The organism is Microcoleus vaginatus HSN003, assembly GCF_022701255.1.
Taxonomy (GTDB): domain Bacteria; phylum Cyanobacteriota; class Cyanobacteriia; order Cyanobacteriales; family Microcoleaceae; genus Microcoleus; species Microcoleus vaginatus_B.
Window position 1 is genome coordinate 227,914 of sequence record NZ_CP031705.1, and the last position, 20,302, is coordinate 248,215.

Annotated in this window: 13 protein-coding genes and 1 pseudogene; 10 read left to right on the plus strand and 4 right to left on the minus strand. The window is 45.8% G+C overall.

Annotation, left to right across the window (positions count from 1 at the left end):
• The first annotated feature begins 307 nt into the window (after positions 1 to 307).
• Positions 308 to 619, plus strand: a complete 312-nt coding sequence (locus D0A37_RS01070) for a DUF6679 family protein (protein ID WP_242720187.1) — start codon at positions 308 to 310, stop codon at positions 617 to 619.
• A 322-nt stretch (positions 620 to 941) separates the two neighbouring features.
• Here the strand turns inward: D0A37_RS01070 and D0A37_RS01075 are convergent, their stop codons facing one another.
• The 3 genes and pseudogenes from D0A37_RS01075 to D0A37_RS01085 all read right to left on the minus strand — a co-directional run bounded on the left by D0A37_RS01075 (position 942) and on the right by D0A37_RS01085 (position 5,859).
• Complete coding sequence (locus tag D0A37_RS01075) at positions 942 to 2,576, minus strand: MBL fold metallo-hydrolase (RefSeq protein WP_242725832.1); 1,635 nt, start codon at positions 2,574 to 2,576, stop codon at positions 942 to 944.
• Positions 2,577 to 3,414: 838 nt separating this feature from the next.
• Positions 3,415 to 4,157: pseudogene (locus D0A37_RS01080) on the minus strand (IS1 family transposase).
• A 631-nt stretch (positions 4,158 to 4,788) separates the two neighbouring features.
• The gene (locus D0A37_RS01085; protein WP_242717882.1) at positions 4,789 to 5,859 is read right to left on the minus strand and encodes an IS630 family transposase; all 1,071 of its coding nucleotides are present in this window, start codon (positions 5,857 to 5,859) and stop codon (positions 4,789 to 4,791) included.
• Between the two features lie 496 nt (positions 5,860 to 6,355).
• Between D0A37_RS01085 and D0A37_RS01090 the strand changes: the two genes are divergently transcribed.
• From D0A37_RS01090 to D0A37_RS01130, 9 genes are all read left to right on the plus strand, one after another.
• Positions 6,356 to 7,552, plus strand: coding sequence for a glycosyltransferase family 2 protein (locus D0A37_RS01090; protein ID WP_242720188.1), 1,197 nt, complete (start codon positions 6,356 to 6,358; stop codon positions 7,550 to 7,552).
• Between the two features lie 274 nt (positions 7,553 to 7,826).
• Positions 7,827 to 8,069 carry a transposase gene (locus D0A37_RS01095; protein ID WP_242720190.1) on the plus strand — a complete coding sequence of 81 codons (243 nt, stop codon included), beginning with the start codon at positions 7,827 to 7,829 and terminating at the stop codon, positions 8,067 to 8,069.
• A gap of 105 nt (positions 8,070 to 8,174) precedes the next feature.
• Positions 8,175 to 8,834 (plus strand): hypothetical protein, encoded by a 660-nt coding sequence (locus D0A37_RS01100; protein ID WP_242720191.1) that lies wholly within the window; start codon positions 8,175 to 8,177, stop codon positions 8,832 to 8,834.
• Positions 8,835 to 9,261: 427 nt separating this feature from the next.
• Positions 9,262 to 10,560, plus strand: coding sequence for a glycosyltransferase family 2 protein (locus D0A37_RS01105; protein ID WP_242720193.1), 1,299 nt, complete (start codon positions 9,262 to 9,264; stop codon positions 10,558 to 10,560).
• Between the two features lie 189 nt (positions 10,561 to 10,749).
• Positions 10,750 to 12,066: a glycosyltransferase family 2 protein gene (locus D0A37_RS01110; protein WP_242720195.1), complete on the plus strand. Its 1,317-nt coding sequence runs from the start codon at positions 10,750 to 10,752 to the stop codon at positions 12,064 to 12,066.
• A 165-nt stretch (positions 12,067 to 12,231) separates the two neighbouring features.
• On the plus strand, positions 12,232 to 13,575 hold the full coding sequence (locus D0A37_RS01115) for a glycosyltransferase family 2 protein (protein WP_242720197.1): 1,344 nt from the start codon (positions 12,232 to 12,234) through the stop codon (positions 13,573 to 13,575).
• Positions 13,572 to 14,363, plus strand: coding sequence for an ABC transporter permease (locus D0A37_RS01120; protein WP_242720199.1), 792 nt, complete (start codon positions 13,572 to 13,574; stop codon positions 14,361 to 14,363). The genes D0A37_RS01115 and D0A37_RS01120 overlap by 4 nt, the downstream gene beginning before the upstream one ends.
• A complete protein-coding gene (locus D0A37_RS01125; protein WP_242720201.1) occupies positions 14,364 to 16,436 on the plus strand; it encodes a Wzt carbohydrate-binding domain-containing protein in 2,073 nt (690 codons plus the stop codon).
• 75 nt (positions 16,437 to 16,511) lie between these two features.
• Positions 16,512 to 18,989, plus strand: coding sequence for a sulfotransferase (locus tag D0A37_RS01130; protein ID WP_242720204.1), 2,478 nt, complete (start codon positions 16,512 to 16,514; stop codon positions 18,987 to 18,989).
• 59 nt (positions 18,990 to 19,048) lie between these two features.
• Here D0A37_RS01130 and D0A37_RS01135 read toward each other — a convergent pair whose 3' ends face one another.
• A complete protein-coding gene (locus tag D0A37_RS01135) occupies positions 19,049 to 20,269 on the minus strand; it encodes an NAD(P)/FAD-dependent oxidoreductase (RefSeq protein WP_242720206.1) in 1,221 nt (406 codons plus the stop codon).
• Between the last annotated feature and the right edge of the window lie 33 nt (positions 20,270 to 20,302).

The following is a 20,302-nucleotide window of genomic DNA, read 5'->3' on the forward strand; positions in this document are numbered from 1 at the left end:
TGAGGCAGAGTCTGTTGTTATTGTCGCTGTTAATCGCGTGCCGGAGTCAAGTCCCATGCTCTGATCTATGCTGGCAAATGCCTCTCACGAGGGATGCCACTAGCTGCACAACCTGTAATTGGATAAATGGCGTACTAGATAGATTTGGTGGTAAAATCATATTTGGTAACTCCCATCGGTACAAAAGTTGCGGAAAACGTGAAACTGGCCAGTCCATACGGCTGTGCCTTCCGATGTAAAACCCAAAGTACGTTACGGTAAACAGACCATATTTTAAGCAAGTTACACTGCGCAGGAGAACTGACAAATGCTACAGCGCAAAATCTATCAACTCTGTTGTGATGGTCGTGAGGTTTCTATTTTTCTTCGAGATCAGCAACGTTGGATAGAGCGCGCTCGTATCCTAGATATTGAAGGGGATCTAGTCACGCTGCGCTACGAAACCGACGAAGAAGACGAAATCAGCTCCTGGGAAGAAATGGTGCGTCTCGAAAGTATTGGAGCTGTGTCCCAGAAGTTGGCTTCGGTATCCCGAACGAACTGCGAACCCCTAGTTTCTGACGATTGCCCCGAAGCCGAACAAATTCGCAATCACTACCCAGACTCGAGTTTGGAATAGTTTTGATCTGGCGCTTGAGGCACAAGGAAAACTTGGGGGAAAAGAAAACGACTTTTCTCCCTTTTTTGTGAAGAAATTATGCAAAAAACCCGGTTTAGGCCAAAAATATTCTCGGTTATGACCACCTAAGCTATTTTGCCTTTAAATTTAAGCTTGATGGCGGGATCTCCTGCCCACGCGACAAGAGCGTAAGTACACAGTAGTTTAAAAATTCAATGCGCGACACCCTAGCCCTGCTGAAACAGGGTTTTTTGTCTGGGTGCGTCCAGGACTGTTTTTTTGTTTTCTTTGCCCGCCGGCTGGTTTCGAGGTTCCCGACAGCTTATTCGCCGTCTGTTTCGCCCTCTATGAACAGTTCGGAGTCCGGTATCGCTTTAAACACCGGACAGAAACCGTCGGGGGTTACTTTAAAGCCAAACAAAGCACTGGACTGGTTCCAACAGCGCTGGCTGCGGTAGTGCTGGCAATTGCCACAGCATTCGAGGTGGGCCTGAACGGCGCTGCCTTGAAAAAGGAGTTCCCGCTGGGAGATGCCACGCAGTACGAGTTCTTCGCCTTGCCAGCGCGCTTCTACCAAACCGGTATCGGCAAAATTGGCCCACCGAGGATCGGCAGTAATCGGACTCGGCAAGCTGATTGCTACCTCTGTCCCCAATTCGCTGAGTTCTCCCTCATAGTTAGTTTCTGGGATAGCGGGCTGCAAAAACATTTCCCCGATCGGCAATTCGACAAGTGTTCCGGCCGCCGGAGTGTGCAACTGGTAGCGGTTTCGCAGCTCGTCCAAGTTAGCCAAGTCAGCCAAATATGCAGGGGAACCGTGGAGTAAAATTACGTGCTGGGGACGCAAATTGTGGATGAGTTGGGTAGTCCCGGGCCCGTCGCAGTGTTCGGCTAGTAGATAAGTTTCGACACTTGTGATTCCAGATTCGGGCGTGTTGCCCAGCCAGTCGCTGACGGGATATCCTGGTTTTTGAGGGGCGAGCAAAATCCAAGGATTTGTGCCATCGGCAACATACAAAGCCAAATCAGCTATTTGGTCAGTAATCACAATACAGGGCGTGGCTCCCAATCCGGGGCGTTGTTCGGCAGACAGCCGGCGGACGCGGGGTTTCACCCTTTCGTCCCAAAACAAAGGTTGGTGCAGAGCAAAATTTTGGACGGCGGTGGGAAATTGGGGTAACAGTTCCAGATAAGCGTCGCACCCGTCGGCGACAGTGCCGTCCACCCAAATATCCAAGTCGCGGCCAGTAAAGTAGTGGTGACTGCGGAGCAGCATCAGCATTTCTTGGCCCAAACCAAGGGCCGGCGCGGGCAGCAGTACCGAGTACCCGTCGGCGATGGCGCGGTGGATACGATCGGCTAACTGATTTTCTAGCTGTCGGCGGTGAGGGTGGCGCGCCGTGCCGTAACTGCCTTCCAAAATTAACACATCCGGCTTCATGCCCCTGAGTTCTCCCAGGGGCAAACCTTCCACCAAACGAGAATTGGACAGGAAAAAGTCCCCGGTGTAAACCACTGTGTAGGTGCGGTGGGGCGCGGCATAAGTCAGCAGCACAGTCGCCGCTCCGGGCAAATGGCCCGACGGGAACAACTGCACGCTCAGTCCAGGGCGCACTTCGAGCGGCGACTGCCAGGGCAGTCCCTGGCAGAACCCCGACTCTGGCTGCTGAGCAAGTTCTGGCCAGTTGAGCGGTAGCAGTCGCGCTGTCACTTCGCTGGCGTAAATTGGCAAGTGGGGGAAAGATTGATGGAGTGCTAGCAAACCTCTGGCATGGTCAGAGTGGGCGTGGGTACACACCACAAAATCGGCTGGCAGCGATCGATTTAGTGTCGCTGACAGCGGTGCAATATCCTCTACACCGCAGTCGAGTAAAATGCGGTGCGGCCCCATTCGGACTAGCAGACAGACCCCTTCCTGTGCGTGGCCTGCGCCGTAAGGTAAACAATCGAGATCCATCACTGCGGTTAGCTCCCTGCTTTGCACGCAACTTGCAGTATCGCCACTTTTAAACATTGGTTGCGACTGCATTCATTCGATCAAGTTCAGTCTCGGACGCAGAAACCGGATTTGATGGACGAAAACACTTTGTTGCCGCCCTCGCTCCCGGTAAAAAAACCCGGTTCATCTAAAGTTGTGGTGGGTAAGCCCTGGAGTTAAATGTTTGCTCGAAGGCTCCGGCTCTCGTGCAAGGACAGTAATTGCACTTAAGATTTGATGCAGCGCCAAGAAAGCGATTTTCCGAAGGCATTGGCAGGACGGGCATTCGCCCTTCGACAAAGTTCAGGCTACTGGTTCTTGCATCAAAAGTTACATTTTATTGCACCATGTAAGAGCAGCGAGCTCGATCTCATATTCTGAGTTTTAAATCTTTTTCCACAATTTGCGCCTGCTAAAAGCTAGTCTTTTTTATGAGAAGATTTTAATTCAGATGCCCAAAGATCTTGATAAAACTTTACAATTCTTCATTTTTAGGGGTGTGAGGGCGGTGTATAGTCCAATCTGCAAAACGGAGAACCAGCATCCTGCTAGCTAACTGCTTTTGTCGGGGCAGACAGAGACTTTATGAGCTTGCTCGGTTTCTTTGTAAAAGTTTGATACATTCTTCTAAGCAAACCTTGTGGCTATGGAGGAGAGAGTTTAAATGGCTTTTTGACCGAAAGCATCCAGGATACAAGCCCCCGGATTCATTCCTTCGCAGACTCAGGACCCAGAAATAAAAAACCTGTATCCGATGAAACTTGCCCCCCGAATTTATCCGTGGGCTCAATGCTTCAATTCTTTAATCTAGGTAGTCCTAAGCAGGAAAGGATGAGCAGACAGGAAGCGAGGCATTGTAGTAGTGAATGAATAACCAGATTGCTCCAATGTGGTTCTCTAGCTTCTTTGAGAATGACAAGGTTTTACGAACTAGACGTGACACGCGCTGACGTAAAGTGCAATTGAAGCGTTCAATATAGCTAGTTTTTCCTGTTTCTTTGCCCACTGCACAATGCCGTTTGCTGGGTAAGACCTCCGCATAGGCTGACCAGAAATCGCTGTAAATCACCGCACTGCAGGCGGTACACCGGGGGCAGTGACTGCCACAACCAAGAGTGCTGATTCTGCGCTACGATCGCCGATGTGAACTCCGACAATCTCACGGGTTTGAACATCAAGAGCGAGCCACACCCACTGCTTGTTGCCTTTGTCACCGACGAACGACCACAGTTCATCCATCTGCACCGTCAGACGGCGTTTCGGCTTTGGGCGCACCTGCACCTCCTTGTTGACCTGCTGGTATTTGGCGTTGACGTAGTGTTGCACCCACAGTTGTGAGATTCCCAAGGCACGGGCAATCCCGGCTAGCGACACCTTCTCCAGGAGCAATCGATCAACGATAGCTTTGGTTTCCTTGCTAATCATCCGCCACTGCGGATCTTCGACAAACTGCCGTCCACAATCTCGACATTTATAATTTTGCTTCTGATGCCGAGTTCGACCGTTTTTGATCACAGATTCAGACTGACAACTCGGACACAGAGGTAAAGCAGTAGACATAAAGACAAACTACGTTAGCATTACAACAGTTTTATTCTCTCACCCTTTCCTCTTTAGCACTACCTAATCTAAAATCTAAAATCTAAAATCTAAAATCGATTGACTGCCGTGAGCAAATGACTGCTGCGCTTTGCACAGATTCTAGATAACTGACTGAGCCTCGTCGTTCTGCCAATTTTAACCTAGAGATACCAGTAGTTTATAGAGTTGGCTTTATTAACAAATGAAGCCGACACTGACTTATTTAACCTGCTGAATCTCGGTATTTATAGCCTTTAGTAAACATTTTAAGTGAAGAATATTGATTCTATTCGTGTGGTATGGATTGGATTATATTAACTCATTTATATCTGTTAAATAAAGAGGTAAAAATATAGCTAATGGGTCGAGTGTTGAAATTATAAACTGTTTTGTAGAGAATAAATTATTAGCTCAAACGACCAATACAAGACATACAAGGTATTGGTTTTGGCGCAATTTTACATAGGAGTCGAGTTTTTTTTAATAGTTTTTAAGGAGCTGCCTCTATATTCTAACAACGGGCTTGGGATTGTTATAAAATAATTACTACTGGCGAAAGTTTGAATTGCGATATAGCAATCCTAAATGATTTTCTATATCTAGAGCAATCCTAAATGATTTTCTGTGTGTAAGTATATTGACGTATTTTGGGGAAATCAAATTTATGTTCGTTAGTAAAAAACTCAAACAGAAACTTGACAATCTTAAAAGACCTACATAAATACCAATACTTTCTTAAAAAGTTTTTAGCTTGTAACCAAATATCTTCAACGGGGTTCTGTTGGGGAGCATTGGGAGCAAATAAAATACAAGTAATTGACCAATTAGCAGGTTCTTTGGCAGCATTGAGTTCTAATAAAAAGTCTCTAAATTCTCCATATTTATGATAACTAGCTCCATCCCAAATCAAGATAATCTTGCGATTTTTATATTTATCTTGTAAGTATTTTATGAATTTAACTGTTGATTTTCCATCACCAGATGGATGGCTCTGAACATGGAATTCTTTGCTTTGATAATTGAGTGCGCCAAAATAAGTTTGTCTATCTTTTTCATTGGTAATTGGGACTTCAATTCGGATTTGGGATTGACCCCAAACATAACCAGTCAGATCACCATGAAGTAGATGACATTCATCTAAAAACAATACTATTATTTCCCCAGACTCTATACCAGCCTTGTTTTTAAATAAAATATCGTTAATTTCTTCCGTCTTTTTTTTTACCAGTTCTTTATCAAATTTAGGATTAATTTTTTGAGTTTTTTTCCAACTAATTTTCGCCCGGTCAAAAAGTTCATAGTAACTCTGTTTTGATTTATATATCACACCAAATTCTTGTTCTAAATAAGTAACTAGCTCATCTAAATTCCAATATTCTTTATTTCTTAACCACTCGATTACTTCAGTATTTTGTAGAGCTGTTAAATACCCTTTTGACCCTTTATGTCCTAGTTTGATTCCGGCGATGCCTTTGGTTTTAAATTGTTTTTTCCAATAACCAATAAAAAAATTACTTACACCTAAAATTTTGCTGATCTCATGGTAGATATTACCTGAGAGCGCCATCCTTACAGCTATTGCTCGTTTTAGTTCTCTGGCATCTATATCGCTTTTAATGAAAGATTCTAAACAATCTATTTCTTTTTGCCTATCTTTTTGTTGCAGTTGTAAGTTATTCATTTTTTTATGGTCACGATCGAGTATTGCATATAATTGTATCACAATCATGATAATGATTTAGGATTGCTATAGTGTTTAATTATTGGGTAGGTTTCCGAGAATAGTAGCCGATCGCAATTAAAGCTGAAATGAGGAGCGATAGCACAAACCGGGTTTTGTAAAAAAATGGGGTTTTTACAGGTGGCATTAATGGCGAGGATTGGTGGCGTTATGCTGCCAATAGCACCTGCAATTGACACAAGCCTCGACGAGGGATCGTTGGCGGTGGTAAAAGTTGTGTAGGGAAAAAACTTGACATCAGCGGGTCATTGAAAGTAAAAATAAATAAAAGCAATAAAAACAATGAGGCTTTATCTTTGATTCGTGATCGGCAATCGGCAAGTATGGCATTGAGAAGTTGCTCTCCCCTAAAACAATTTCTGCTAAAATACATCCGGTAATATACGGAGTATCTAGGATTTTTTCGCAATCTAAAATCTAAAATCTAAAATCTAAAATGGCAACAGCTATTCTTGAGCTGGAAATCTCCAAACTCCCGCCAGAAATTACGGTTGAGGAGCGTTACAGCAAAGCCTTGATTTTAATTCGACTGCACGGGAAACCGATCGGTCAAGCTCTTTTGCCCGTAGTCGGAGGCCGCCTTGGCTGTGACGAATTACGGGAAACACTGAGGAATGGTGCCGGTGACAACTTGTGGAAAAACTTGCTCTACGACACTCTAGAATGGGATGAGCGGGGGTCGGTGGAGGCATTGCCGATCGCCACAGTAGCAGTTTGCACGCGCGATCGACCGGAAGATTTGCGGCGCTGTCTAGACGCGCTGATGCTGCTGCCCGACGACGGTCAGGAATACTTAGTAATTGACAATTGTCCCGCCACGGACGCTACCAAGGAACTAATCAAAAATTACCCAAAAGTCCGCTATGTGCGCGAAGACTTACCAGGCTCCAGCGCTGCCCGTAACCGAGCTTTATGCGAAGCTAAACATGAATTCGTAGCGTTTACAGATGACGATGCTGCCCCCGATCCGAACTGGCTGCGATCGCTCTTGTGGAATTTTAGCGATCCGCGAGTGATGTGCGTCACGGGGCTGGTGATGCCCTTGGAACTGGAAACCGAAGCGCAAGAATGGTTTGAGTGCTACAGCCCCCACGGGCGGGGATTTGAGCGCCGAGTTGTTGACGGGGCGCACTGTAATCCTCTGATTGTGCATCTTGTGGGAGTTTCGGCGAGTATGGCTGTGCGGAAAAGTTTGATCGACTACATTGGCCTGTTTGACGAAGCTTTGGGGGCTGGAACACCCACGGTGGGCGGCGAAGACTATGAACTCTTTGCCCGCATTTTGCGTGCGGGCTACTGCATTGTCTATGAGCCGAGAGCATTGAGCTGGCACCGCCATCGGCGCACTTGGGAAGAATTGCAAAAAACGCTCCAAGGCTACGGAATCGGAGTCTATGCTTTCTGGACGCGGATTTTTGTAATCAACAGAGAATTCAGTGTACCTCTATTAGCTTGGGGATGGCTGCGGTATAAGCAAATTCCTGAATTAATTGCTTCTTGGCGAAAGCAACCGGGCTGTATTCCTAGTGATTTACTTTTGGCTCAACTGCGGGGGTGCATTAGCGGGCCGATGGCTTATTTTTATTCTCGCAAGCGGTTGCGGGAAGTTAAAGGGGAAATCAATCGATTTTAGATTTTAGATTTTAGATTTTAGATTTTAGATTTACTCCACAGATGAATCTGGGAAATGAAACTAAGGTGTAAGCTTTTTGGATTAGTCATTAGTCATTAGTCAGGAGGAACAGGGAAGTTCGGCGACGGATGGTGTAATGGATTTAAGGGATTTAACAGATGGATATTGATGGGACAGCGAAGAAGTAAGAGTGTTGGAAATTTTAATCACCACTTATAAATTTCCAAATACCAAATACCAAATACCAATTACCAAATACCAAGGGTGCATCTCAGTGAAAGCAAATACATCAAGCGGAAAGTTGACCATTGAGATAAGCACAGCGCAAACAATGGATAGAGGAAACACCCTCCAAATTCCACGCTCGCTCGATATTTTCACTCTTATTAAAGGACAAGTGGTGGTGATGGATAATACCACGTTTCATCAAGGTGGTCGGATTGAAAAATTAATTCAACGTACAGGATGTAGACTGTTATATTTACCACCTTACTCTCCAGATTTCAACTTGCATTGACCAATGCTGGTCTTTGCCGGGGAGTTGAATTCGTAAACTCAAGAATCAGTGTGATTCTTTAGCAGATGCGTTCGAGGCTGTTTTACGCATTGCGTCCTAACCGCCTTGCCGGGTGCTATACCTTTTGCTTTAGCGGGGGATTCTGTTGGCTATCATTACCAACACGAAACTAACAATCTCCATCGCTCTTTCTGCCGCTCTCGTCAGGAAGGGCGCTTGGATGTTTTGATCGGTCGCCGACACCCGGAACTCAGACCGACGCTGCACGTAAAAGACTACGAAACTCCTTATTTTTTGGTAGACAAGATTGTGGTGGCGCTGACGTTTTTCTCGCCGGCGGTTGTGGATGGGCTGGCTGTGGGAGTCAGGAAATCTCTGGATTTGCTCGAAAGCTTGGGGATGCGGGAAACTTGGCGGTGGTTGCGGGCAAAATTGCGCGGTTATTGGTATTTGCGGGGTGTGATTGATGAGCTAAAAAGTCGCTCTGCTGTTTCTAATTTTATGCACGGAGGCCCGGCGCGTGCTGATTTGGACAATCGCGAAAATGTGGGTCGGGCTGGTGAGATCACTCATAAAGTGGGTTGTATAGGAGTGATTCTTAGCTCAACGGGCGCCTACAAGACCTTACAAGATATTATGGTTTTTTGTGCCGTTATACTTAGCATTGGGCTTTCTTGTCAAAAAAGAGTCTTTCATGGGCTGCCTCTCTATTCTCACAACTGTCTTGGGATTGCTATAGAACTACTACTTGTTGCGAAAGTTTGAATTGCGAGATTGCTTAATTGTTTGGTCTATTGTCGAGAATAGTACCCGATCGCAATTAAAGCTGAAATGAGGAGCGATCGCACAAACCGGGTTTTGTCAAAAAATCGGGTTTTTACAGGTGGCATTAATGGTGAGGCTTGGTGGCGTTATGCTGCCAATAGCACCTGCAATTGACACAAGCCTCGACGAGGGATCGTTGGCGGTGGTAAAAGTTGTGTAGGGAAAAAACTTGACATCAGCGGGTCATTGAAAGTAAAAATAAATAAAAGCAATAAAAACAATGAGGCTTTATCTTTGATTCGCGATCGGCAATCGGCAAGTATGGCATTGAGAAGTTGCTATCCCCTAAAACAATTTCTGCTAAAATACATCGAAGAATATAGGGAGTATCTAGGATTTTTTCGCAATCTAAAATCTAAAATCTAAAATGGCAACAGCTATTCTTGACCTGGAAATGTCCAAACTCCCGCCAGAAATTACGGTTGAGGAGCGTTACAGCAAAGCCTTGATTTTAATTCGACTGCACGGAAAACCGATCGGTCAAGCTCTTTTGCCCGTAGTCGGAGGCCGCCTTGGCGGTGACGAATTACGGGAAACACTGATGAATGCTGCTGGTGACAACTTGTGGAAAAACTGGCTCTACGACACTCTAGAATGGGATGAGCGGGGGCTAGTGGAGGCATTGCCGCTCGCCACAGTAGCAGTTTGCACGCGCGATCGACCGGAAGATTTGCGGCGCTGTCTAGACGCGCTGATGCTGCTGCCAGATGAGGGTCAGGAATACCTGGTAATTGACAATTGTCCCGCCACGGAAGCCAGCAGTGAATTGGTCAAAAATTACCCAAAAGTCCGCTATGTGCGCGAAGATGTAGCGGGCGAGAGCGCCGCCCGCAACCGAGCTTTACGCGAAGCTAAACACGAATTCGTAGCGTTTACAGATGACGATGCTGCCCCCGATCCAAACTGGCTGCGATCGCTGTTGCGAAATTTCAGCGATCCGCGAGTTATATGTGTCACGGGGCTACTGATGCCCCTTGAACTGGAAACGGAAGCGCAAGAATGGTTTGAGCGCTACAGCCCCTACGGGCGGGGCTTCGAGCGCCGAGTTTTGGACGGGGCGCACTGCAATCCGCTGGTTGTATATCCTGTGGGCGTTTCCGGGAGTATGGCTTTGCGAAAAAGTTCGATCGTTGACAGCATCGGGCTGTTTGACGAAGCTTTGGGCGTGGGCACACCGGCTAAGTGCGGTTCAGACTGCGAACAGTTTTCCCGCATTTTGCGCGCTGGCTACCGCATCGTCTACGAACCGAGGGCTGTGAGTTGGCACCGCCACCGGCGCACCTGGGAAGAACTGCGCAACTTGCTCAAATGCTACGGACTCGGAGTCTATGCTTTCTGGACGCGGATATTTGTGGTCAACAGAGAATTTAGTGTGCCTCTGTTAGCTTGGTCGTGGCTGTGGTACAAACAAATTCCTGAACTAATTGCTTCCTTGCGAAAGCAAGCGGGTTCTGTTCCTCGTGATTTGCTTTTGGCTGAATTACGAGGCTGCATTAGCGGCCCGATGGCTTATTTTGTTTCAAGGAAGAATCAAAAAGCAAGAATCAAGAAGCAAGAAGCAAGTTCGGCAACGAATTCTGTAACGGAACTAACGGATGGAAAGATGAAGCAAGAAGGCATCGAGATGAAGATAGAGATGAAGCAAGAAGGCATCGAGATGAAGTAATAATTCATGTTGTAACCTACAATCCCCCATTTCTTTGCTTTGCTTCGCCCAATTCGCAATTACCAATTACCGATTCAATTAACGAAAAGCCGATTGCTGATTAGAGATTTTAGATTAAAGTTACTAATCAATTCTCAAATCTAAAATCTAAAATTACCCATTACCCATTACCCATTACCCATTAACAAAATGAACAGGGAAAATCCTACTGTCAGCGTCATTATTCCTAGCCACAACCGAAGTTATTCACTGCGGCGGGCGCTTGATGCACTGCACTCGCAGACTTATCCGATCGACCTCATCGAAGTTATTGTGGTCGCAGATAGTTGCATAGATGATACTTTGGCAATACTGCAAGACTACAAAGCTCCGTTTAAACTGCAAACGATCGAGGTAAATTGTGGAAGCGCTTCAATCGCCCGCAATACGGGAGCGGCTTCGGCTACCGGGCAATTGCTACTGTTTCTCGACGACGATATAGAAGCGCTGCCGCCTTTGGTAGAAAGCCACGTTCGCACTCACCGAGAGCGTCCGGGCTGTGCTGTCATGGGCCCTTATCCGCCTAAGATGCAAGGAGCAACTAGGTTTTTTGACGTGGAAGTGCGATCGTGGTGGGAAGACAAATTTTATCAGATGAGGCAACCAGCTCACCGATTCACCTATCAAGATCTGCTCAGCGGCAACCTTTCTTTGGATGCTGAACTGTTTGCCCGTCTTGATGGCTTCGATTCGGCTTTCGGGAACTGCGGCGGGGAAGATTACGAGTTTGGGATACGTTTGCTGAAAGCTGGGGTATCTTTTGCTGTGGCGGAAGATGCTGTTGGGTATCATTACGAACATGAAACTAACAATCTCGATCGCTCTTTTCGCAGAGCTCGCCAGGAAGGGCGAGCGTATGTTTTAATCGGCCAGCGACACCCGGAACTCAAGCCGACTCTGCACGTAGGGGATTACGAAACTCCTTATTTTTTGGCAGATCGGATTTTGGTCGCCCTGGTTTTTTACTGGCCGGCCGCTCTAGATTTGCTGGCTGTGGGACTGAGACGGTCGCTAGATTTGGTAGAAGCTGTGGGGATGCGCGGTACTTGGCGGTGGCTGCGGACTAAACTACTGGATTACTGGTACTTGCGGGGCGTGATGGATGAGTTGAAAACTCGATCGGCAATTTCTAATTTTGTCCAAGAAGGCCCGGCCCGCGCGGATTTGGGCGGACATGAAATTAACATCGATTTGCAGCAAGGTTGGGAAGCAGCAGAAAGCCTGCTAGACGCGGAACGACCGGCTGGGGTTTACCTGTATTACGACCAACTGACAGTCGGTCACATTGTTCCGCAAGCGGGTGCGGAACCGCTGCGGGGCGCTCACTTGCGATCGATTCTGGCGCTTCACTTTGCTGAACCCCTAGCTCGGGCGATGGCGGTTAACGGTATGCCCCGCACGGGTGAAACGATCGAAGAAAAGCCTTTAGTTGCTTTTGAAAGTTACGAGTTAGCAATTAATAACTAATTAGATAGGTGCAAATAAACATTACATGGGTCGGAGGGGTGAGTGCATTCATCTTCTCGCTTAGATCTCCCGATCGTTAGCTAAAGGGGCCCCTACCAGATATTGTTTTTTCGTGCGGCTCTAGTTAAGTCGGGAAATCTAAACCAAAAACTCAAACCTCAAAAGTTGGGAAATTGGGAAACGGCAACCACCAACTTAAAAGTCAAAACTCAAAACTTTTCTATCGAGTTCCCGCTGCAAAATTTTCAGGAGCAAGTTATGGCAATAAAAGTGATGGAAATTGAGTTTACCGAACAGATTAATCCGATTCGGCAACTCGAACAATACGAAGCAGTTCGCATTTTAGTTCGCTACCGGGGACGGCCTCTGGGCTGGGCTTCTGTTAGTAACAATCCCTGGGAGCAAACAATTTCGGCCGCTCGAGTGCGACAAACAATTGTGGATCAGTTAGGCAAAGAGTTGGTGCGATCGACTTTAGGAGAACAGTTCGGCGTTGTTTCTGAAGCAGTGGCGGATCGCCACCTGCCGTCAATTAGCGTTGTCATCTGCACGCGCGATCGCACGGATTTGCTCAAAGGTGCTCTGGAATCACTGCTGGCTCTCGACTACCCCGAGCGCGAAATTATCGTTATAGACAATGCTCCTTCCAATAGCCGCACCGCTGAATTGGTCGCGCGATTACCTGTACGCTACGTTAGGGAAGAACGGCCAGGATTGAACTGGGCTCGCAATCGCGCGATCGCCGAAGCCAGCCACCAGATTATTGCTTTTACTGACGATGATATGCGGCCCGATCGAGGTTGGCTGCAGGGGATCGCTTCGGCTTTTGCTGACCCGAAAATTATGGCAGTTAGCGGTTTAGTCGCGCCGGCGGAACTAGAAACAGAGGCTCAAATTCAATTTGAACTCTGCTACGCAGGAATGCTGCAATACCTCCACAGTTTGAAATTTGATGGTAGCAAGCTCTCGACGCGGGAGTTGCTGTGGGCGAGCAAATACGGCGTGGGGGCGAATATGGCTTTCCGGCGGCAAGTTTTCGAGGCTGTGGGCAATTTTGACGTTGCTCTCGATGTGGGGACTGCGACTCGCGGTGGTGGGGATATTGAGATGTTTCATCGGATTTTGGCTAAGGGATACTCGACTTTTTATGAGCCGAGAGCTTTTGTGTGGCACTTGCATCGGCGCAGCGACAAGGCTTTGAGCAAGCAGTTGCAGGATAACGGGCGCGGTTTTGGGGCTTATTTGCTGACGTGTGATCGCAACGGCACTGTGCCGCGCTGGGAAATTTTGAAATTTGCTATGTTTCAATGGCTGGGTTGGTGGCTGGTGCGCCGCTTGGGGGCTCCGGGTTTCCTGCCGCGCAAGTTGGTAGTCAGCGAGTTGCTAGGAGCTCTCGACAGTCCTTTTGCTTACAGAAAAGCACAGTTGCAGGCGCAGCAGTTAGCTGAGATTGAGCCGGAAGAGCAGCTACAGTCTGAACCGCAGGAGGTTGCCGGAGGTGTGCGATGAGAAGTGTTCCAAAACTGATTGACAGGCGCAAAATTGCTCATTTCTTCGATTTGCTGCGCGTGTTGGTCGATCGCGATATGAAATTACTTTACAAGCGATCGGCTTTGGGGATTGCTTGGACTTTAATCAATCCGCTGTTGCAGTTAGCTGTATTTTCCTTTGTGTTTCGCTCTGTTGTACCGATTAACGTTCCGAAATTTTCTTCCTTTGCTTTCAGCGGTTTGTTAATCTGGAGTTGGTCTCAAACCGCATTATTTCAAGCAACGGGATTAATTACCAGCAATAAAGCGCTAATCAGACAGCCAAATTTCCCCACCGCAATTTTGCCGGTAGTCACGACGATGACGGGGTTAATTCACTTTCTGTTAGCTTTGCCGGTGTTAATTATCTTTCTGGCAATTGATGGCGTTCAGCCGAGTTCAGTGCTGTTTGTGTTGCCACTGCTGATGGTTATTCAGTTTATTTTGACAGTCAGCTTGGCTTATCCCCTCGCCGCTTTGAATGTCACTTTTCGCGATACTCAGCACACTTTGGGCGTAGTTTTGCAGATGCTGTTTTACCTGACTCCGATTTTCTACGACCTCAGCAGCGTCCCGAAACAATTTCAGCCTTTATATCAGTTGAATCCAATGGTGCCACTGCTTGGAGCTTACCGCGCCATACTGCTCAAGGGTACGCAGCCGGATTGGCTGGCGCTGTTAATTGTTAGCTTGGTTGTGGCTGCTCTTTTGCCGATCGGACTGGGAATTTTTAGACGGCAAAGCAATACTTTTGTGGAGGAATTGTAAATGCGTCAAGCTATTGTTGTCAAAGGTTTGGGGAAACGTTTCAACCGCTACTCTGCCGATCGACCTTATACGATTATGCAGGCAGCTTTGGCGGGTTTTCGGCAGATGAAACCGCAGGCGCGTTTTTGGGCACTGCGGGATATCAATTTCACTGTTTCTCCTGGGGAAATGCTGGGAATTCTCGGCAAGAATGGCGCGGGAAAATCGACGCTGCTGCAACTTGTTGGCGGTATCGGCTACGCTCAAGAAGGAACTATTGAAGTTAATGGCAGAATTGGCGGTTTGTTGGATTTGGGTGCGGGTTTTCACTCGGATTTAACGGGCAGAGAAAATGTGTTTGTGGGTGCGGTGGTGGCCGGTTTGACTCGTCGGGAAGCGGCCCGCCGGTTTGATGATATTGTGGAATTTGCGGAATTGCAACAGTTTATTGATAGCCCGATGCGGACTTACAGTACCGGGATGCAAATGCGGCTGGCTTTTTCAGTGGCGGTACACACCGATCCAGAAGTGCTGTTAGTTGATGAACATTTGTCGGTTGGTGATGTGGCTTTTCAAAATAAATGTTTGAACAGAATAACGGAGTTTAAGAATCAAGGATGTGCGATTGTTTTGATTTCTCACAACGCGGCGCAAATTCATAAACTGTGCGATCGGGCTTTGTGGCTGAAATCAGGTGAAATCGTGGCTTACGGGGAACCAGAAGTGGTAGTCGGTCAGTATTTGTCGGAAATGCGCCCAGCAACGGAAAAACGCACTCCCATGCGTCCTCCTGAAGTGACGAGTATGGGTTCGCAACTGCGAATTAATGACAATCGCTTCGGTTCTTTGGAAGTAGAAATTACGGATGTTAAAGTGTTGCCGGATGATGAGATAAACAGTGGTGATCCTATTACTGTGGAAATTCATTATTCTGTACCGAAGCCAATTTCTGCGGCTATTTTTGGCGTGACAATCAGCCGGGAAGACGGTCAAAGTTGTTTGGAGACTAATACTAATCAAATGGGCAGATTGCTGCCGCTGGCGGAAGGTAAAGGCACAATCCGCCTGCACGTAGACAGGCTGGATTTAGGCAACGGTCAGTATTACGTGAATGCTGGGGTTTACGAGAAGAGTTTGGCTTACGCCTATGATTATCATTGGCACACTTATCCGCTGTACGTGCGATCGACTGTAAACCAAAAAACGATTCTTTGTCCGCCCTACCGCTGGGAATTCGATGGCAAAATGCAGGTGGCGGATTTACCAGAAGCCACCGAAAAAGTTCACGCCTTGAATAAGGATAATCCCGCCTATGCCAAGATTTCCACTCAGTTAAAAAATAAGCAGGAACCTGACTTTTTAATTATTGGTGCTCAAAAGTGCGGCAGTGAGGCTTTGTGTGGTTATTTAGAAAATCACTTGCAAATTATTAAAGAAGGTGCGAGGAGAATCCAGTTTTTTGATTTAAATTTTGAGCGGGGTGTTGATTGGTACAGCAAGCAGTTGACTCGCAGTGTAACAGGTGACAAGGTGTTGCTGTGGGAGATGACTGGTTACTATATTTATCATCCGTTGGTGGCAGAGCGGGTTTACAAGTGTTTCCCGGATGTTAAGCTGATTGTAATGCTGCGAAACCCTGTCAAACGAGCTTGGCTGAACTATCATTTAGAAGTGGCGATCGGCTGCGAGAAGCTGGATTTTGAAAAGGCGATCGCTTCCGAGCCCGATCGCCTAAAAGGTGAAATTGAAAAGATAAAAGCCGATAAAGATTATTACAGTTTCAACCACCAGCATTATTCTTATTTGTCGCGAGGAATTTATGTCGAACAAATCAGAAATTGGCTCGATTATTTTCCGAGGGAACAGTTGCTAATTCTCAAGAGCGAAGATTTTGAGGCAAATGCCGACAAAGTTTTTTCGGAAGTGTTAGATTTCTTGGGTATTAGTACGATCGTAACTAAAGAATATGAGATGAATACGATCGAGGAGTACAGCAAAATACCAGCAGCAATCGAACAACAATTGACAGATTATTTCAAACCTTACAATCAAGAACTTTCGGATTTGTTAAAACAGGATTTTACTTGGAGTTAGAATTGGCAGGTTGGGTTCCGAGAACGAAACCCAACCCACCTCAAAATCTACCGTTATTTATAATTGCAAAATGTTATGAAACGCATATTTCTCGTAGGAGCGCCTCGCAGTGGCACAACAATTCTTCAAAGCTTATTAGCGGCTCATCCCGAAGTTATTTCTTTTCCGGAATCTAAGTTTTTTCACTATTTGCTGTACGATCAGTTTGCGGGAAAGTTGCCAGGTAGAATGGAAGCTTTTTTTAAGGATGAGATTAAACGTCCTGAACTTTTGAAAGATTTTGATGACAGCCAAACTGTGGAAGCTAAAGCTAGTTGGTTTGTGAGAGTTTTGGATGGTTTGGCGGCTGAACAAAAAAAAAGCATTTGGTTGGAAAAAACGCCGGAACACATATATTTTATTGATGACATACAGCGCTTTTTGCCGGATGCGAAATTCATACATATTTTGCGAAACGGTATGGATACAATAGCTTCTATGTATGAGGCTACTAGGAATTTTAACGAATTGTGGGGCGCTGGTTGGGATTTAAACCACTGTATCGATCGCTGGGAACACGCGATGTTAACTAGCCACAAATATATTAATAAATTGAATCATATATTAGTTAAATATGAGGATCTTTTAGATAACAAAACACAAATTCTAGGAAAAATTTGTAATTTTATGGGCATTGAATATGACGACACAATGCTCGTTAACTATCAAGAAAAAGCAGCGAACCTCAGTTTAAATCTACCTTGGCACAAAGGAATTGAGAGAGATGTCAAAAGTAGTAACGTTCACAAATATCATAAAATTTTTACTCGCAATGAAATCAGATATATTTTAGATAAAATTCAGCGAGTCAAGGAGGAAATGGCCTGGAAAGTTACGGTGGAAGTGACGGAACCAATTTCAGATATTTACGCTTGGCAAATATGCGATCGCCTGTCCTGTACGATCCAACTAGAAGGAATTAAACTCGGTATTATTGAATTGCCGATTTGCGACTGCATGGTTGCGGCGGCGGTTTTGGCGGATGCGGTGGCAGCCCAGTTTGCTTGGCAAATTCTCGATCGCTTCTTTCAACGCAATCGCTGCGAAAAAGGCAATAAATTGTGGGAAACTTTGCTGGAACCATTGCACCCTAAACATGACTGGACGCTATTTCTGCAAGAATTATGGGGGCGTCCGCATTGGCATTTGGAGGATTTCTACAATCCTGAAATAGCTGAGGAAGTCTCAACAATTACCCTCGAAAAAAATTTGATAGTCTTAGAAATTAGCGAGGAATTTGCTAATATAAAAGTTGAGCTTTCGGAAATAGACGTGCTGGTGAAAGTAGGCGGCGTTGCTGTCGGTATTGTCACTGTTGCGGTGGAAAATAATTTTGTTTCAGCTCAAAAATTGCGATCGACAATTACTCGAAATATGGGTTTTGAGTTGTGCGTCGCCGCCGTGCGAGAAGCTTTGCTGGGAAAACCACTCAACGGCAAGCAATGGCTACGATCGCGCTTAGCCTCTTGTGCTCAACAAAGGTCTAATTTGCCCGACTGCTGGAATGCACCGGGTGCTGGGGGCATTTATCCCCAAAATGCGGTGATGTTCGGCAGGCGATCGGGTGCGATCGGGACGAGTGTCAGCCGTCGCGCCTCACTCCCGGCGGCGGCGCTGCAGGAAATCGAGTCAGCGGCGGCAATCGCTGGGGAACCGACAAGGCAAATTCCCCCAGAAAACGAGTTTCCAAAGCAAGTATTTTACGTTGGGGAACCGACAAGGCAAATTCCCCCAGAAAACGAGTTTCCAAAGCAAGTATTTTACGCACCGGAAATCATTTGCTCAAAATCTTCTTATCGGGAAGTTTCTCACTCGGTGAAACCTCAAGTTTTTGACAATCATAGCGTTACACAAAAACTCCCGATTCTCTCCTACGGCCGCATTTCTCCTGACGGTTTAGACGCAGTTACGCCCCAGATTTTTGAACAACAGTTACACAATCTCAAAGATCATGGTTATTACAGTGCGAGTTGGGAAAATTGGCGAAGCGCGAAACAGACTAAAACTCCTTTACCCGGTAAAGCTGTATTGATGACATTTGACGGCGGCTATCTCGATTTTTTCCAATATGCTTGGCCTCTGCTAAAACGCTTTGATTTTACAGCAACTGTTTTTCTGGTAGCGGAGTCAATAGGAAAGACAAATAGTTGGGAAAAAGCCGAAGTTGAAGAAGTGCCGTTAATGGGATGGCCGGAAATTTTGCAACTGCGGGATGCAGGGATTGAATTCGGTTCTATGTCTGCTACTCATCAACCTTTGACTGCATTGTCGCCCACAGAAATTGTGCGGGAGGCTGCCAAATCCCGTGCTATCTTGGAACGGGGATTAGAGAAACCCGTTAAATGTTTTGCCTATCCTTACGGGGATGTCGATCCAATTGTAGCGCATTTAATTGGAGCGAGTGGATATACTTTTGGTGTATCATATACATTGAATTTTAGCAGTTTTGACGATTCTTTATTGTTGCTGCCGCGCATTCAAGTCACCGCCGAAAATGCCTTAAAATTAGCTTAGTAAGGTGCGTCAATTAGCGAGATTTTTCCCTCAATTAAAAATCTCTCAAGGGACGTACCTTACAAGTGAAATTTATTAATCAATTCCTTGATTTTTCTCTGCAAATAACCGCCTAACCCTCGGGATATTTTCTCAAATTTATAATGAAATAAAATCTCCATAACATCTTCAGTTTTCATATACTTTAAATAAGAAATCATTTTATCTGTCAGTTGATCATTAACATCATCGATATACTTTCTCACCGCCAACCTTTCCGAAATATTCCATTTCTGATCAAACTTGCGGTGCATTTCCCTTTCATAATCCTGAAAATCTGAGATTTTTCCCTCCAAATAGCTTTGAATATATTTCCCCGCGATTTGGGCACCATCCATCCCGTGTCTAATTCCTTCGCCACCCAAAAAATTTACTGTCGAAACACTATCGCCGATCGCAATTATATTATCCTTGCAATAAATATCCTTCAAACCACGACTGTACTTCAGCATGGAACCGTGTTTGTCAAGAATTTTATAATTTTTAGACTTCAGATATTCATCAATCAATAAATCAATATATTTTTTCAGCGGTGACAAATGCCTAAGCGTTTTCTGCTCTAAAAAAATTCGCGCAGCACCAACTTTCAGCCTGTTTGGTTCCATTGGAAATATCCAAGAATAACCTTTAGGCATCCATTTATCGCCCACAAATAAGATTAAATCGCCGCTGTGTTTATTGTAAATTTCTGGCTCTACTTCAATTAAATATTCGATTCCGGTTCCCGACAAAAAATCTGGCTTATCCTTCTCTTTTTCGTACATAATCGCCCTAGCAAAGCCAGTAGCATCAACCAATACTTTAGTGCTAACTTTGATAAGTTTACCGTCGGATAACTGTTTAAATTCGACTGTTGTTTCGCCCGTGCTTTGTGAATGTCCGGTGTAGCGATAACCAAGCCAAACTTCACCGCCAAATCGCTCAACTTCGCTGGCCAAAAATGCTCTAAATTTAGCAAAGTTGAGCACAACTCCCATGCTTTCGGGAGACTCCCAAGTTTGACTGACTTTGCTAGTTTGAATAGTAAGTTTGTGCCAAAAACTGCCGATAACGGATTCAGGTAAATCGAATTTATAGAGGGTTTCTAGAGGTGTAGCGGCGCTGGAAAAGTCATTTTTATTAAAATTGTCGTTTTGCTCTGCCAGCAAGACTTTGTGGCCGGATTTGGCTAGGATTCTCGCGCAGTGTCCGCCTGCGGGGCCGGCTCCTACTATTACTATGTCAAAACTTTTTAAATTCATTTTGCTTTTAACTCGCTTCCAATGTCAAAACAC